Below are 14,070 nucleotides of genomic sequence, written 5' to 3'. Positions count from 1 at the left end.
GGCACTAGTGGCTTGCGCCCGGTGCTGCGGCAGCGCCGGAGCGCTCCAGCACATGGCGCGTCATGGACTGCGCCAGCTCCTGCTCGCCGAGGAAAACCTTGCCGGCCTTCTCGCTGTCGAGCAGCCGCGCTTCGGCCTCGTTGTGGGTGCGCACCACGATTTCAATCGCAGGGTTGAGCGCGCGCGCCGTCGCCACCATCTGCCGCACGTCCAGCGTGTCGGGCGTGGCGATGACCAGCATGCGCGCCTGCGCGATGTGGGCCTGCACCATCACTTCGGCCTCCACGGCATCACCGGACACGGCGGCCGTGCCCTCGGCCCGCAGCCGCTCCACCGCCTCGCGGTTCTGCTCGGCCACCACAAAGGGGACGTGATGCGCCTTGAGCGCCTCGGCAATGCGCCGCCCCACCCGCCCATAGCCCACCAGCACCACGTGATTGGACAAATATTTTTCGTCGGTGCTGGCAGGCAGTTCGGCGGTCGGGTCGTCGCGCGCCTCGAGCTTGCGCGCCAGCGGCGACTTCGCCAGTATCCATTGCTGCAGCGGCTGCACCGCCTTGAACACCAGTTGGTTGAGCGCGATGGAGATCAGCGCACCGGCCAGCACCAGGCTTTGCCCCTCGGGCGGCAGCAGGCCCAGCGAAGCGCCCAGGCCGACCAGGATGAAGGAAAACTCGCCGATCTGCGCCAGGCTGGCCGAGACCGTGAGCGCCGTGTTGAGCGGGTAACGAAAGGCCAGCACCAGCACGCCGGCCGCGAGCGTCTTGCCGACGATGATGATGGCCACCACGGCCAGCACCTGCAGCGGCCGCTCGAGTAGCACCCAGGGGTCGAAGAGCATGCCCACCGACACAAAGAACAGCACAGCGAAAGCGTCGCGCAGGGGCAGCGACTCTTCGGCGGCCCGGTGGCTGAACTCGGACTCGCGCATCACCATGCCCGCGAAGAAGGCGCCCAGCGCGAAGGACACGCCGAACAGCGCCGTGGCGCCGAAGGCGATGCTCACGGCGGCGGCCACCACGCACAGTGTGAACAGCTCGCGCGAGCCGGTGCGCTGCACCTGCCACAGCACCCACGGAAAAAAGCGCCGCCCCACCACCAGCATCAGCGCCACAAAGCCGCCCACTTGCAGCAGTGTGATGCCCAGCGTTTTCCATAGCGCGTTGACGTCGGCATCGACCTTGCCCGACAGCCAGCCGCCCAGCGGCGGCAGCAGCACCAGCACGAGCACCATGGCCAGGTCTTCGACGACCAGCCAGCCCACGGCGATGCGTCCGTTGACCGAGTCGAGGATGCCGCGGCTTTCGAGCGCGCGCAGCAGCACCACGGTGCTGGCCACAGAAAGCGAGAGGCCGAACACCAGTGCGCCGCCCAGGTTCCAGCCCCACCAGTGCGCGAGACCCATACCCAGGGCGGTGGCCACCGTCATCTGCACGACGGCGCCGGGCACGGCGATCTTGCGCACCGCCAGCAGGTCGTCGAGCGAAAAATGCAGGCCCACGCCGAACATCAGCAACATCACGCCGATTTCGGCGAGCTGGCTCGCGATCTCCGCGTCGGCCACAAAGCCGGGCGTGAAAGGCCCGATGATCACGCCGGCCAGCAGGTAACCCACCAGCGCGGGCAAACGCAGCCGCACCGCAAGAAAACCAAAAATGAGGGCCAGGCCCAGGCCGGCGGCGATGGTGCTGATCAGGGAGACGCTATGGGGCATGCGAGAGGGATTCCTTCTGAGAGGGTTAAGAGCCCGTCAAGACTCCAAGGAAGGCCTGCGACGCAGCCCGGCAGGCGGGCTGTCCCCGTAGAACATGTTGGTTTAATTTACTACAGTCGCCTGGGTGCTCACCCGCCAAGTCCCCACAGCTTTACAGGGTGTTTGCCGTAAGAGGCTCTGGCGGACCGCGGGCGAGGCCGGCAAACCCATCATCAAGGGTAAAACCAGGGGCCCGGCCGCACACCCCTGCCTACAATGGCCGCATGCCGAACCCCACGTCATCCGTCATGCGAAACCGGTGGATCGGCTACTGGTGGGCGCCGTTGACGCTGGTCGCCCTGGTGCTGGCGGTGATCGCCTACCTGCATCCCTACCAGCCGCTGGCGCTCTCGGATCTCTCGCCCCAGGTGGTCACCAACGCCGCCGCGCTGGACGCTTCGTTCGGCAAACCCGTCACACGCTCATTCAAGTACGCCACCCGGCGCAGCTATTCCTCGCCGTCCGGCCAGCTGGAGGTGGAGATTCGCGTGACCCTGCAACCCATGGGCAGCGGCCTGGTCATGCGCCAGGACGACTGGTTCGACCTGGGGGGCCGCAGCGTGGTCTACCAGGAGCGCTACGTGCTGTTTCGCAACCTGTTTTCGGTGCACACACGAAGCAGGGAAGTCGCGCCGCTGGTGCACGACCTCATGGGCCGGGTCGGCTGGTACAACGACTCGGTGCAAGGCCTCAAAAGCACGCTGGAAGGCGGAACGCCCGACGCAGCCGCCTGGAAGCTGGATCTCGTCATGGACAGACTGTCCGACACCGACGGCAAGAGCCTGACGCTGCAGACCACGCGCTACCAGAGCAGCCGGCACTGCGAACGCTCCGGGCAGGTGGACGGTGCGGCGATAGGCACCGGCTTCACCGGCTCCTACGCCAAGGTCAGTTGCACCAGCCATACCAGCGAGCAGTCCGCCGAGCGCCGCTCGGACTATGTCTGGCTGCCGGAGCACGGCATCTTCCTGTCGCTGGGATTCCAGCAGGCGGCGGAAGCGGCCGAGAAGCCCGGCACCGTGCTGGACGTGAAGGGACGCTATGTTTCTTTCGAGCCTCTGCCCTGAGTTTTTCGCGTCCTTACCTCTTTCCGCTGAGCCATAAAAAAACCCGCCGAGGCGGGTTTTTTACCAAGCGCCCGGAAGGCGATCAACCCATGTGCAGGCCGCCGTTGAGCGAGAAGTCGGCGCCGGTCGCATAGCCGCCCTCTTCGGATGCGATCCACGCAATGATGGAGGCGATTTCCTCGGGCTGGCCCAGGCGTTTGGCCGGAACACCCGCGACGATTTTTTCCAGCACATCGGGGCGGATAGCTTTCACCATGTCGGTGCCGATGTAGCCCGGGCTGACCGTGTTGACCGTCACGCCCTTGGCCGCGACCTCCTGCGCCAGCGCCATGGTGAAGCCGTGCAGGCCGGCCTTGGCGGTGGAGTAATTGACCTGGCCAAACTGGCCCTTCTGGCCGTTGACCGAGGAGATGTTGATGATGCGGCCGAAGCCCGCTTCTATCATGCCCTCAATGACCTGCTTGGTCACGTTGAACATGCTGTTGAGATTGGTGGAAATCACCGCGTCCCAGTCGGCCTTGCTCATCTTGCGGAACTGGCCGTCGCGCGTGATGCCGGCGTTATTGACCAGCACCGACACCGGGCCGTGTTCGGCCTTGACCTTGTCGAAGGCCGCGACGGTGGAGTCCCAGTCGCCGACATTGCCCACCGAGGCGTAAAAGGTGTGGCCCAGCGCCTTCTGCTCATCGAGCCACTTGGCATAGTCGCGCGTGGGGCCGCAGCCCGCGATCACCGTGAAACCGTCTTTAGCCAGGCGCTGGCAGATGGCGGTACCAATGCCGCCCATGCCGCCCGTGACGTACGCTACTTTTTTTGCCATTGCGATCTCCTTGATTGATTTTGTGAACTGTCTTTGACTTTTTTACTGCCTGAATACCGTTGAATGTCCCAACGCGTGCCACAGCGCCTGTCACTGCATATGCACGATGTGTGCCGGTTGGAACATTGTGATCCCTGGTTCAGCGCTCCAGGGTAAGGGCTACCCCCATGCCGCCGCCTATGCACAGGCTGGCGATGCCTTTTTTCGCGTCGCGACGCGCCATCTCGTGCAGCAGCGTCACCAGAATGCGGCAACCGGACGCACCAATCGGGTGGCCGATGGCGATGGCGCCGCCGTTGACGTTGACCTTGCTGGTGTCCCAGCCCATTTCCTTGTTGACCGCACAGGCCTGGGCCGCGAAGGCTTCGTTGATCTCAAGCAGATCCAGGTCCTGGGCCTTCCAGCCCGCGCGCTGCAGCGCCTTGGTCGAGGCCGGCACCGGGCCCATGCCCATATAGGCCGGGTCCAGGCCGGTGGTGGCATAGCTGGCGATGCGCGCCAGCGGCTTCAGGCCCAGCGCGGCGGCCTTCTTGGCCGTCATGACCATCACCGCGGCGGCGCCGTCGTTCAGGCCCGAGGCATTGCCCGCCGTCACGCCGCCGGCCTTGTCGAAGGCCGGGCGCAAGCCGGCCAGGCCTTCGGCGCTGGTCTTGCGGTTGATGAACTCGTCGGCGGCGAACACCACCGGGTCGCCCTTCTTCTGGGGAATCGTGACGGGGATGATTTCGTCCTTGAACTTGCCGGCGTCCTGGGCGGCGGCCGCCTTGGTCTGGCTGGCCAGGGCCAGCGCGTCCTGCGCGGCGCGGTCAATGCCGTATTTTTTGGCGACGTTCTCGGCGGTGATGCCCATGTGGTACTGGTTGTAGACGTCCCACAGGCCGTCGACGATCATGGAGTCGACCATCTTCCAGTCGCCCATGCGCTGGCCGTCGCGCGAGCCGTTGAGCACGTGCGGCGCGGCGCTCATGTTTTCCTGGCCGCCGGCAATCACGATTTCGCTGTCGCCCGTGGCCACGGCCTGGGCCGCGAGCATGACCGATTTGAGGCCCGAGCCGCAGACCGCGTTGATCGTCAGGCCCGGGATGCCATTGGGAAAACCGGCCTTGATGACAGCCTGGCGCGCCGGGTTCTGGCCGACACCGGCCGTGAGCACCTGGCCCATGATGACTTCGCCCAGCTGGTCGGCGCTCAGGCCGGAGCGCTCCAGCACGCCTTTGATAACGGCCGCGCCGAGTTCGGTCGCGGGGATCTTGGCCAGCGAGCCGCCGAATTTGCCCACCGCGGTGCGGCCGGCTGCAACGATAACGATGTCTTCCATGGTGTGTTCCCTTTTTGAAGTTTCTGGAGTGGTTTTTAAAAAATGATGACAGGGCCGCGCGTGCCGGTGCTCAGGCCTTGGCCTTGACGTAGCGGCCCGGCGCGGGCTCTATGACCGGGTATTTGCGGCTGCCGTAGGCCTTGGGCGCGGAGACCTGCTTGCCGGCATGGCCCTTGAGCCAGTCCGACCAGTCCGTCCACCAGCTGCCGGGATGCTCGGTAGCGCCCTTGAGCCATTCGGCATGGGTGGCCGGGAATTTGCCCTGCGGCAGCTTGTCGCGGGTCCAGTAGCTGCGTTTTTTCTTGGCTGGTGGGTTGATCACGCCGGCGATGTGGCCCGAGGCTCCCATGACAAAACGCTTGGGGCCCGGCAGGTGCTGGGTGGAGGCGTAGGCGCCGCCTATGGGCACGATGTGGTCTTCGCGCGAGCCGTAGAGGTAGACCGGGATGTCGACTTTGCGCAGGTCGACCTTCTGTCCGCAGACCACGGCCTTGCCGGGCTTGACGAGGTTGTTCTCGAAATAGGTGTTGCGCAGATACCAGGCGTAAAAAGGCCCGGGCAGGTTGGTGGAGTCGCTGTTCCAGTAGAGCAGGTCGAAGGGCGGCGGTGTCTCGCCCTTGAGGTAGTTGCCCACCACGTAATTCCAGACCAGGTCGTTGGGCCGCAAAAAGCTGAAGGTGGAAGCCAGGTCCTGACCCTTGAGCAAACCGCCCTGCCCCATCTCGGCCTCGCGGTACTTGACCGAGGTCTCGTCGATGAAGATGTCCAGGATGCCGGTATCGCTGAAGTCCAGGAAGGAGGTCAGCAAGGTGGCGCTGGCCACCGGTTTTTTGCCGCGCGCGGCCAGCACCGACAGCGCCGTGCCCAGGATGGTGCCGCCCACGCAAAAGCCCAGGGCGTTCAGCGTTTTCGCACCCGTGATTTCCTGCACCACTTCGATGGCCTTGATGGCGGCGTGTTCGATGTAGTCGTCCCAGGTCTTGCCGGCCATGGACTCGTCGGGGTTGCGCCAGCTGACCACAAAGGTGCGGTGGCCTTGGCTGACCGCATAGCGGATCAGCGAGTTCTCGGGTTGCAGGTCCAGGATGTAGAACTTGTTGATGCAGGGCGGCACCAGCAAAAAGGGCTTTTCATAGACCTTGGCCGTGAGCGGTTTGTATTCGAGCAGCTGGAAGAATTCGTTTTCAAACACCACCGCGCCTTCGGTGGTGGCGACGTTCTTGCCGACTTCGAACACGCGCTCGTCGGTCATGGAGACATGGCCCTGCTTCATGTCGTGCAACAGGTTGGTGATGCCCTGGGCGATGCTTTCACCCTGACTCTGGATGGCTTTTTGCTGGGCCTCGGCATTGAGCGCCAGGAAATTGCTGGGCGCCGTGGCCGCCATCCATTGCTCGACCGCAAAACGCACGCGTGCGCGCGTCTTGGCATCGGCCTGCACGGCGTCGGCCAGTTCCATCAGGGTGCGGGCATTGAGCAAATAGGTAGAAGCGGAAAATTTCGAGACCGGGTTGGTTTTCCAGGCTTCGTTGGAAAAGCGGCGGTCCGAAGCGACCAAGGTGTCGGCACCTTCCTGCAGGCCCTGGTTCCAAAGGGCTGAGGCATCCGCGATGTAGCGCTGCTGCAGTTCCTGGAGCTTGGCCGGGTCAAACTGAAGCAGGGGCTGGCCCTGGACGCCATTCGCACCACTCACGCCGTTGGGAAAGCCAAAGCCTGGCGGCATGCCGCTTGTCATGGCCCCCATGGCCTGCTGCAGGCCCGCAGCAAAGGTCTCTTGCATCTGACGGGCCGCCTGGGCCCGGTTTGCGTCAGAATCCATTTATCTCCCCGATCATATTGAGTCTCGGTGACTCTTTTGAGCACACCACCAGTATCGTAGGATTTGCTTTAAAAATTTCTGACCGCACGCACAGTTTCAAGTATTTATGTATTTGGTTGTCATCGCCTGGATTTACGTTGTACTCATGATGAGCGTTGCCGAAGCGACTAACAGCAACGGCACGGTTCTCGGGGCGGTGTTTACCTTTGTACTCTATGGACTGGGGCCTGTGGCATTGGTGGTTTACCTGATGGGCGCGCCCGCGCGCAGCAAGGCCCTCAAAAAGCGCGCGGCGCAGGAACTCCTGCAGCAAACTGCAGATGCCGACGCGGCCCGCGCGAAAAACGCGCAAGCCCACCCGCCCGCCGCGGAAGAAACCCCCAATAGCCCCTGACCGCCGCGCCTCAGGCGCGCCAGATGCAGGCTGCCATGCGCCCCGTAGTGCCAAAGCCGTTGCCCGCCGGCCCGGCGTCACGCCTGTGCGAGAAAAATCGCACGGGATTGCGCACGGTGCACCAGGCATCGCTGCCGTCATTGCCATAGATGCGGGTAATGCCCAGCGCCTGCAAACGCAGTCGCGCCAGGCCCGGCAGGTCGGCCAGGTATTTGCCGGCGCCGGTAGGGGCAAACAGGCGGGCAGCTTCAGGCTGGGCGGCTTCGAAAGCGGCCTTGACTTCGGCGCCGACCTCGAAGGCCGAAGGCCCAATGCAAGGCCCCAGCCATGCAAGGGTGCGGGTATCTGCCTTCATGGCTGCGTGAGTCGCTTCCAGCACGCCTTGCCCGCCCTGCCCCGCCAGTCCGCGCCAGCCCGCGTGCGCCGCAGCCACCACGGCACCGTCATCCGTCGCCAGCAGCACCGGCAGGCAGTCGGCCACCATGATGGTGCAGGCTACACCGGCCTCTTTTGTCATGCAGGCATCAGCCTGCATCCCGTCTTCCGTGCCGGCGTCCAGCGCCATCACCTCGCTGCCGTGCACCTGCTGCAGAAAAACCGCGCGGCGGCCCAGGGCCTGGCGCAGCAGGGCGCGGTTGGCTGCGACGCTGGCCGGCAGGTCGCCGACGTGGTCGCCCAGGTTCAGGCTGTCATAAGGCACGGCCGACAGGCCGCCGGCCCGGGTAGTGAACACGGCCCGCACGCCGGCCGGTGCCGGCCAGTCGGGAATCAGCCAATCCGCATGCACAAGCAGCTCAAGCCTCGTTGTCGGGGCAGGCCGAAGGCTGGGCCTTCTGGAAGGCCGGCAGCGCCATGCAGGCGTCAAACGCGGCCATGGTGCGCGGCAGGCCGTCAAAGCTCACATTGAAGCGCTTGGCATTGAATATCTGCGGCACCAGGCAGCAGTCGGCCAGCGTGGGCGTATTGCCGTAGCAATAGGTGGATGCCGGCAGTTGCGCCAGTTGACGTTCAAAGGCCTCCAGCCCTTCGCGGCACCAGTGGACATACCAGGCGTTTTTGGCGGCCTCATCGAGCTTGAGCTCCTTGACCAGGTATTTGAGGATGCGCAGGTTGTTGACAGGGTGGATTTCACAGGCAATCGACTGGGCCAGCGCGCGCACCTTGGCGCGACCCAGCGCATCGGCCGGCAGCAGGGCCGGTGTGGGGTGTTTTTCGTCCAGGTATTCGATGATGGCCATGGACTGCGAAAGTTTTTCGCCATCGACTTCAAGCAGCGGCACCAGGGTGTCGGCGGACAGGCCGGCATAGGGCGGCAGCTTGTGTTCGCCCTTGGCGATGTGCACGGGGATGTAGTCGTAGCTCAGACCCTTGAGTTCCATCGCGATGCGTACACGAAACGATGCGGACGAGCGGAAATAGTTGTGGAGTTTCATCTCTAAAGCATAAACCATGGCCCCACGGTCGCGCACTTCGTGAGCCTGCGGCATCTCCCTGCCCCTTTCATCACGAAAGGGGGCCGCTGCGCCTGCGGCCCGGCAAAGCCGGTTCCGCGGCCCCGGCTGGGTTAAATACATCCCGCCGTCGCGCCCACCATGTGGCAGGGCAATCGCGTGGGCGACTGACGCGCGGGCAGTCCGCCACTACCATGGCCGTTTTGCCCACTCGCCACTCCCGGAGACACCCATGAGCGCCATCACCAGCCTGAGCAACCACCAGATTCGCCTGGCCAGCCGCCCCGTCGGCCTGCCCACGCGCGACAACTGGAGCTTCACCACCGAACCCGTGGCCGAACCCGGCCCGGGTGGCGTGCTTGTCAAAACCCTGTACCTGTCGCTGGACCCGGCCATGCGCGGCTGGATGAACGACGCCAAGAGCTACATCCCGCCGGTGGAAATCGGCGCCGTGATGCGCGCCGGCGGCGTGGGCAAGGTGATCGCCTCGCAGAACCCGGCTTTTGCCGTGGGCGACTATGTGAACGCCGCGCTCGACGTGCAGGAGTACTGCCTGATCCCGGCCGACCAGATCAAGCGCAGCGGCATGTTCAAGATAGACCCGCGCCTGGGCCTGACGTCCTGGCTCAATGTGCTGGGCCTGCCCGGCATGACCGGCTACTTCGGCTTGCTGGAAGTGGGCCTGCCCAAGGCGGGCGAAACCGTGGTGGTGTCTGGCGCGGCCGGCGCCGTAGGCCAGACCGTGGGCCAGATCGCCAAGCTCAAGGGCTGCCGCGTAGTGGGCATCGCCGGCGGCAAGTCCAAGTGCGACTGGGTGGTCAATGAACTGGGTTTTGATGCCTGCATCGACTACAAAAATGGCGACGTGCGCGCCGGGCTCAAGGAATACTGCCCCAAGGGCATAGACATCTACTTCGACAACGTGGGCGGGGAAATCCTGGACATGGTGCTGGCGCGCCTGGCGCGCGGGGCCCGCATCATCATCTGCGGCGCGATCAGCCAGTACAACAACACCACGCCCGTGAAGGGCCCGGCCAACTACCTGTCGCTGCTGGTGAATCGCGCCCGCATGGAAGGCATCGTGGTGTTCGACTATGCCGACCGCTACCACGTCGGTGTGGCCGAGATGGCGGGCTACCTCAAGGCCGGCACCATGAAAAGCAAGGAAGACATCGTCGTCGGCCTGGACACCTTCCCCGAAACCCTGCTCAAGCTCTTCAACGGCGAGAACTTCGGCAAGCTGGTGTTACAGGTCGCGAAAGAGTAGTTCTTACTTCCCGCCGCGCACCAGGCGCACCGCGGCGGACGTGGCGCGCGGAGCTTCGCCGGCGCTGCCATCGCTGAAACCCACAAAGGTGAAATAGCCCGGGCCGGTGCTGCTGGAAGTCCAGAAGCGGGCCACCGGCGTGGCGGGAAAGGCATTGGGGTCTATCGCGGCCTTGTTTTCCTCGGCCTCACGCGCCGACACAATGCTGGAGAGTTCCTTGAGGATGGGCATGCGCCATTCGGCATCCGGCGCCGAAGCCGCCTTGGCGCGCGCGGCCGCATCGGGATGGTTCATGAAAACCGCCTGACCGGTGCAGGTTTTGCCCTTGAAGACCATGCCTTCGGCGCAACGCTTCCAGATCAGGCCGGTCCGGCTGTCGGTGACTTCCTGGCCGTCGGCTGAGGGCGTGAAGCGATCCTGCGCCAGGCTGATACCGGCCGATGACAGCAGCAACAAGGCAAATCCCAGGGTGCGAAACGAAAGGCGGTGCATAGTAATTCTCCATGGCCGGGAGCGGCCCCATACGGGAATGCTAGGGCAGGTCCAGGGCAGGCAACCATAGGGAAAGCTATCTAGTGGCTTGTACCTAGTAGTGCCGGCTACCAGTCGCCGGGACCGTCAGGGCAGGTAATCCGGCCCCACCCCGCCGGCATCGAGCACTTCCTGCGTGACCTGCTCCACCAGGAAATCCAGCAGCACGCGCACACGCGCCGGCAGGCGGCCGCCGCGGCCGACAAACACCGCATGGATGGGTTCGCGCTCGCCCGGGTTGAGGTCTTCGGCCACGGCCACCAGCCGGCCCGCGTCCAGGTCGCGGCGTATATGGAACAGGGACATGCGGGCCAGGCCCGCGCCCGCCAGCACCAGGTGGCGCAAGGCCTCGCCGTCGCTGGCGCGCGCGTAGCCGGTAATCGGCAATTGCTGGATCTGGCCGTCCACGCGCACCGGCCAGTAATGCATATTGCGTTTGAAGGTGTGGGCCAGGCGCTGGTGCGCCTCCAGGTCTTGCAGGGTTCGCGGCGTGCCGTGGCGCGCCAGGTAGGCCGGACTGCCGACGATGTGCTGCGCCGTATCGCCCAGGTGCCGCGCCACCAGCTGGGACGAGGCGAGCGCGCCCCAGCGTATCGCCACATCGGTGCGTTCGTCCAGCAGGTCGACCACGCGGTCGGTCAGCGTGATGTCCAGCGAGATGTCGGGATAGCGCTCGTGAAAGGCCGGCACCAGCGGTAGCAGCAGGCAGTGCGCGGTCGGCATGCTGGCGTTGATGCTGACGCGCCCGCGCGGCATGGCGCCGGCAGCCGCGCCGCGCTCGGCTTCGTCCATGTCGGCCAGCACACGCGTGCTTTGTTCGTAAAACGTCGTGCCCTCGGGCGTGAGCTGCAGCTTGCGGGTGGAGCGGTTGACCAGGCGCGTGCCCAGCCGCGCCTCCAGCCGGGTGACCAGCTTGCTGACGGCCGAAGGCGTCATGCACAACTGGCGCGCGGCGGCCGAAAACCCGCCCTTGTCCACCACCTGGACAAAGGCTTCCATTTCGCCGGAGCGGTTGACGTCTATGCGGGGCATGGTGGAGCTATTTTGGCCGGATTATTATGAATTGAATTCACAAATGATTGTCTTCAGGCCATTCTAGTCAAGATACCGCTTCGTCTCCACACTAGTCGCATCTTCCTTATCTTCCTTTTTTCACAGGCGACTTCCATGGCTGCGCAAAAACCACCCCCTTCACTCCCTTTGGGCCTGCTAGCCCTCACCGCCGGCTCCTTCGGCATAGGCACGACCGAGTTCGTCATCATGGGCCTGCTGCTGCAGGTCTCGGCAGACCTGGGCGTCAGCATCGCTTCGGCCGGGCTGCTGATTTCAGGTTATGCGTTGGGCGTGGCGGTGGGCGCGCCGGTGCTGACGCTGGCCACGCGCAAGCTGCCGCGCAAAACCGTGCTACTGGCGCTGATGGCCATCTTCACACTGGGCAACCTGGCCTGCGCGCTGGCGCCCGACTACGCCAGCCTGATGGCGGCGCGCGTGATCACCTCGCTGGCGCACGGCACTTTCTTCGGCGTGGGCTCCATCGTCGCCACAGGCCTGGTTGCGCCCGAACGCAAGGCCTCGGCGATTGCCATCATGTTCAGCGGCCTGTCGCTCGCCACCCTGCTCGGTGTGCCGGCGGGTGCCTGGCTGGGCCTGCACTACGGCTGGCGCGCCACCTTCTGGGGGGTGGCGCTGATAGGCCTGCTGGCCTTCCTGGTGCTGGCGGTCTTTGTGCCGCGCAGCGCCGCAGAAAACGGCAATGGTTCCATCCGCCAGGAACTGGCCGGGCTGGCCCGCCCGCAAGTCATGCTGGGCCTGTTGATGACGGTGTTCGGTTTTGCCGGCGTGTTCGCGATCTTTACCTACATCCAGCCCATCCTGACCCGGCTCACCGGCTTTAGCGAAGCCGCGGTGTCGCCCATCCTGCTGGTGTTCGGCGGCGGCATCTTTATCGGCAACCTGCTGGGCGGACGCCTGGCCGACCGCGGCCTGCGTATGTCCCTGCTTGTCACCCTGGGCGCGACGGCGCTGGTGCTGGGCGCGATGGGTTTTGTGCTGCACTCACCGGTGGCCACGGTGCTCTTCGTCGGGCTGCTGGGCATAGCCTCTTTCGCCACCGTCGCGCCGCTGCAAATGCGCGTGCTGCAGCAGGCGCATGGCGCCGGCCAGAACCTTGCGGCCAGCCTCAACATAGGCGCGTTCAATGTAGGTAATGCGCTGGGCGCCTGGCTGGGCGGCCTGGTCGTGAGCAGCTCCTTCGGCCTGGGGGGTTTGAGCTGGCTGGCCGCGCTGATCACTGTGGCGGGCATCGCCGTCACGCTGTACAGCCTGTCGCGCGACAAGACCGAGCTGCAAGCCATTCCCGCCACCTGCTGAACAACATCGCCATGAATACCTTGGTCAAACTCCGCGCGCTTAAGTCAGCCCTCTCTATCGCGCTGCTATGCGCCGCTTTTCTTCCGCAGGCGCAAGCGGCCGATAGCAACTGGGTTCCGGGCTGGACGGCCAGCCCCCAGCCCGTCTGGGCCGACGGCTTTGTTTTGCCCCTGGGCCTTCCGCCCAGCCTGCAGGACCAGACCGTGCGCCAGGTCGTGCGCGCCGATGTGGGCGGCTCGCGCGTGCGCATTGTGCTGTCCAACGAATACGGCACGCAGCCTTTGCAGATAGGCGCGGCAAGCATCGCGGCGGCCGGCGACAACGCGGGCAGCACCGGCGGGCCCAGCCTGGCCCTGACCTTCGGCGGCCAAACCACGGCCACCGTGCCGGCGGGCGCGCCCATCGTGAGCGACCCGGTCGCGATGGAGGTCGCACCGCTGCAGCGCCTGACTGTCAGCCTGTACTTTCCGCAAACAACAGCCCTCACGACCATCCACTGGGACGGCCTGCAGCCCGCGCAGATCGCGTCGGGCAATGTGGCTGGCGCGACCACCGTAAAAGCCGACAGCGTGGTGAACAGCCGCCTCTTCCTGAGCGCAGTGCTGGTGGAGGCCGTGCCCGGCACGCGCAGCGTGGTGGCCTTTGGTGACTCCATCACCGACGGCGCGGCCTCCACGCCGGGCACGGACAGCCGATGGCCCGATTTCCTCGCGCGCCGCCTGGCCGGGCAAAAGGTGGCCGTGCTCAATGCCGGGATCTCGGGCGGGCGGATGCTCAAAAACCACATGGGTCCGAATGCGCTGGCGCGCTTTGAGCGCGACGTGCTGGGCCAACCCGGCGTGGCCGGTGTGGTGCTGCTCATGGGCATCAACGACATCAGCTGGCCCGGCAGTACCTTTGAACCCGGCGAGCCGGCCACGCAGGCCGATGCCTTGATAGCCGGCTACCGGCAGTTGATCACCCGCGCCCGCAGCCGCGGAGTGCGCATCGCCGGTGCCACGCTGACGCCTTTTGAAGGCGCGCTGACCATGCCAGGCTCACCGATCGCGAATTACTACAGCCCCGAGAAAGACGCGCTGCGCCAGCGCATCAATGAGTGGATACGCCACAGCGGCGAATTCGACGCGGTGCTGGACTTTGATGCGGTGGTGCGCGACCCGCAAAACCCGCTGCGCATACGGCCAGCCTACGACTCGGGCGACCACCTGCACCTGGGTGATGCCGGCAACAAGGCCGTTGCCGATTCGATTGACTTGAAGCTGCTGCTGGGCGAGCGCTAA

13 protein-coding genes are annotated in these 14,070 nt (G+C 65.2%); 5 read left to right on the top strand and 8 right to left on the bottom strand.

Features of this window, described 5'->3' with window-relative positions; translation table 11 throughout:
* Positions 1-4 precede the first annotated feature (4 nt).
* Positions 5-1,714: a YbaL family putative K(+) efflux transporter gene (gene ybaL, locus ACEN8I_RS11085; protein ID WP_413328482.1), complete on the bottom strand. Its 1,710-nt coding sequence runs from the start codon at positions 1,712-1,714 to the stop codon at positions 5-7.
* A gap of 263 nt (positions 1,715-1,977) precedes the next feature.
* Here ybaL and ACEN8I_RS11080 point away from each other — a divergent pair, with 263 nt between their 5' ends.
* A complete protein-coding gene (locus tag ACEN8I_RS11080; RefSeq protein WP_413328481.1) occupies positions 1,978-2,820 on the top strand; it encodes a hypothetical protein in 843 nt (280 codons plus the stop codon).
* 82 nt (positions 2,821-2,902) lie between these two features.
* Here the strand turns inward: ACEN8I_RS11080 and phbB are convergent, their stop codons facing one another.
* From phbB to phaC, 3 genes are all read right to left on the bottom strand, one after another.
* Positions 2,903-3,640: an acetoacetyl-CoA reductase gene (gene phbB / locus ACEN8I_RS11075; RefSeq protein ID WP_007866947.1), complete on the bottom strand. Its 738-nt coding sequence runs from the start codon at positions 3,638-3,640 to the stop codon at positions 2,903-2,905.
* 139 nt (positions 3,641-3,779) lie between these two features.
* A complete protein-coding gene (locus tag ACEN8I_RS11070; protein WP_413328479.1) occupies positions 3,780-4,958 on the bottom strand; it encodes an acetyl-CoA C-acetyltransferase in 1,179 nt (392 codons plus the stop codon).
* Positions 4,959-5,028: 70 nt separating this feature from the next.
* Entirely contained in the window at positions 5,029-6,777 is a 1,749-nt protein-coding gene (phaC, locus tag ACEN8I_RS11065) for a class I poly(R)-hydroxyalkanoic acid synthase (protein WP_413328477.1), read from the bottom strand.
* A 106-nt stretch (positions 6,778-6,883) separates the two neighbouring features.
* On the opposite strand from phaC, the gene ACEN8I_RS11060 reads away from it, so the two are divergent.
* The gene (locus ACEN8I_RS11060; RefSeq protein ID WP_413328476.1) at positions 6,884-7,171 is read left to right on the top strand and encodes a hypothetical protein; all 288 of its coding nucleotides are present in this window, start codon (positions 6,884-6,886) and stop codon (positions 7,169-7,171) included.
* A gap of 10 nt (positions 7,172-7,181) precedes the next feature.
* Here ACEN8I_RS11060 and pgeF read toward each other — a convergent pair whose 3' ends face one another.
* Positions 7,182-7,958 (bottom strand): peptidoglycan editing factor PgeF, encoded by a 777-nt coding sequence (gene pgeF, locus ACEN8I_RS11055; RefSeq protein WP_413328474.1) that lies wholly within the window; start codon positions 7,956-7,958, stop codon positions 7,182-7,184.
* Positions 7,959-7,965: 7 nt separating this feature from the next.
* Entirely contained in the window at positions 7,966-8,604 is a 639-nt protein-coding gene (gene maiA / locus ACEN8I_RS11050; protein ID WP_413328472.1) for a maleylacetoacetate isomerase, read from the bottom strand.
* A gap of 250 nt (positions 8,605-8,854) precedes the next feature.
* On the opposite strand from maiA, the gene ACEN8I_RS11045 reads away from it, so the two are divergent.
* A complete protein-coding gene (locus ACEN8I_RS11045) occupies positions 8,855-9,889 on the top strand; it encodes an NADP-dependent oxidoreductase (RefSeq protein ID WP_413328471.1) in 1,035 nt (344 codons plus the stop codon).
* A gap of 3 nt (positions 9,890-9,892) precedes the next feature.
* Here ACEN8I_RS11045 and ACEN8I_RS11040 read toward each other — a convergent pair whose 3' ends face one another.
* Together ACEN8I_RS11040 and ACEN8I_RS11035 are read right to left on the bottom strand one after the other, a co-directional pair.
* Positions 9,893-10,381, bottom strand: coding sequence for a DUF1566 domain-containing protein (locus ACEN8I_RS11040; protein WP_413328470.1), 489 nt, complete (start codon positions 10,379-10,381; stop codon positions 9,893-9,895).
* 126 nt (positions 10,382-10,507) lie between these two features.
* Entirely contained in the window at positions 10,508-11,452 is a 945-nt protein-coding gene (locus tag ACEN8I_RS11035) for a LysR substrate-binding domain-containing protein (protein WP_413328468.1), read from the bottom strand.
* 135 nt (positions 11,453-11,587) lie between these two features.
* Between ACEN8I_RS11035 and ACEN8I_RS11030 the strand changes: the two genes are divergently transcribed.
* Positions 11,588-12,790: an MFS transporter gene (locus ACEN8I_RS11030; protein ID WP_413328466.1), complete on the top strand. Its 1,203-nt coding sequence runs from the start codon at positions 11,588-11,590 to the stop codon at positions 12,788-12,790.
* Positions 12,791-12,801: 11 nt separating this feature from the next.
* Positions 12,802-14,070, top strand: coding sequence for an SGNH/GDSL hydrolase family protein (locus tag ACEN8I_RS11025; RefSeq protein WP_413328464.1), 1,269 nt, complete (start codon positions 12,802-12,804; stop codon positions 14,068-14,070).

The sequence above is a fragment of the Polaromonas sp. CT11-55 genome (assembly GCF_047303325.1).
Taxonomy (GTDB): Bacteria; Pseudomonadota; Gammaproteobacteria; order Burkholderiales; family Burkholderiaceae_C; genus Polaromonas.
Note: the sequence above shows the minus strand (reverse complement) of the source record. Positions and strands in the feature narration are given on the sequence as shown.

Excerpts from the sequence above, each read along its gene's own strand:
- ACEN8I_RS11070 (WP_413328479.1), bottom strand. The coding sequence starts at position 4,958 with ATGGAAGACATCGTTATCGTTGCAGCCGGCCGCACCGCGGTGGGCAAA.
- ACEN8I_RS11025 (WP_413328464.1), top strand. The coding sequence starts at position 12,802 with ATGAATACCTTGGTCAAACTCCGCGCGCTTAAGTCAGCCCTCTCTATC.
- ACEN8I_RS11080 (WP_413328481.1), top strand. The coding sequence starts at position 1,978 with ATGCCGAACCCCACGTCATCCGTCATGCGAAACCGGTGGATCGGCTAC.
- ybaL (WP_413328482.1), bottom strand. The coding sequence starts at position 1,714 with ATGCCCCATAGCGTCTCCCTGATCAGCACCATCGCCGCCGGCCTGGGC.
- ACEN8I_RS11030 (WP_413328466.1), top strand. The coding sequence starts at position 11,588 with ATGGCTGCGCAAAAACCACCCCCTTCACTCCCTTTGGGCCTGCTAGCC.
- maiA (WP_413328472.1), bottom strand. The coding sequence starts at position 8,604 with ATGAAACTCCACAACTATTTCCGCTCGTCCGCATCGTTTCGTGTACGC.
- ACEN8I_RS11045 (WP_413328471.1), top strand. The coding sequence starts at position 8,855 with ATGAGCGCCATCACCAGCCTGAGCAACCACCAGATTCGCCTGGCCAGC.
- ACEN8I_RS11040 (WP_413328470.1), bottom strand. The coding sequence starts at position 10,381 with ATGCACCGCCTTTCGTTTCGCACCCTGGGATTTGCCTTGTTGCTGCTG.
- phbB (WP_007866947.1), bottom strand. The coding sequence starts at position 3,640 with ATGGCAAAAAAAGTAGCGTACGTCACGGGCGGCATGGGCGGCATTGGT.
- ACEN8I_RS11035 (WP_413328468.1), bottom strand. The coding sequence starts at position 11,452 with ATGCCCCGCATAGACGTCAACCGCTCCGGCGAAATGGAAGCCTTTGTC.
- phaC (WP_413328477.1), bottom strand. The coding sequence starts at position 6,777 with ATGGATTCTGACGCAAACCGGGCCCAGGCGGCCCGTCAGATGCAAGAG.
- ACEN8I_RS11060 (WP_413328476.1), top strand. The coding sequence starts at position 6,884 with ATGTATTTGGTTGTCATCGCCTGGATTTACGTTGTACTCATGATGAGC.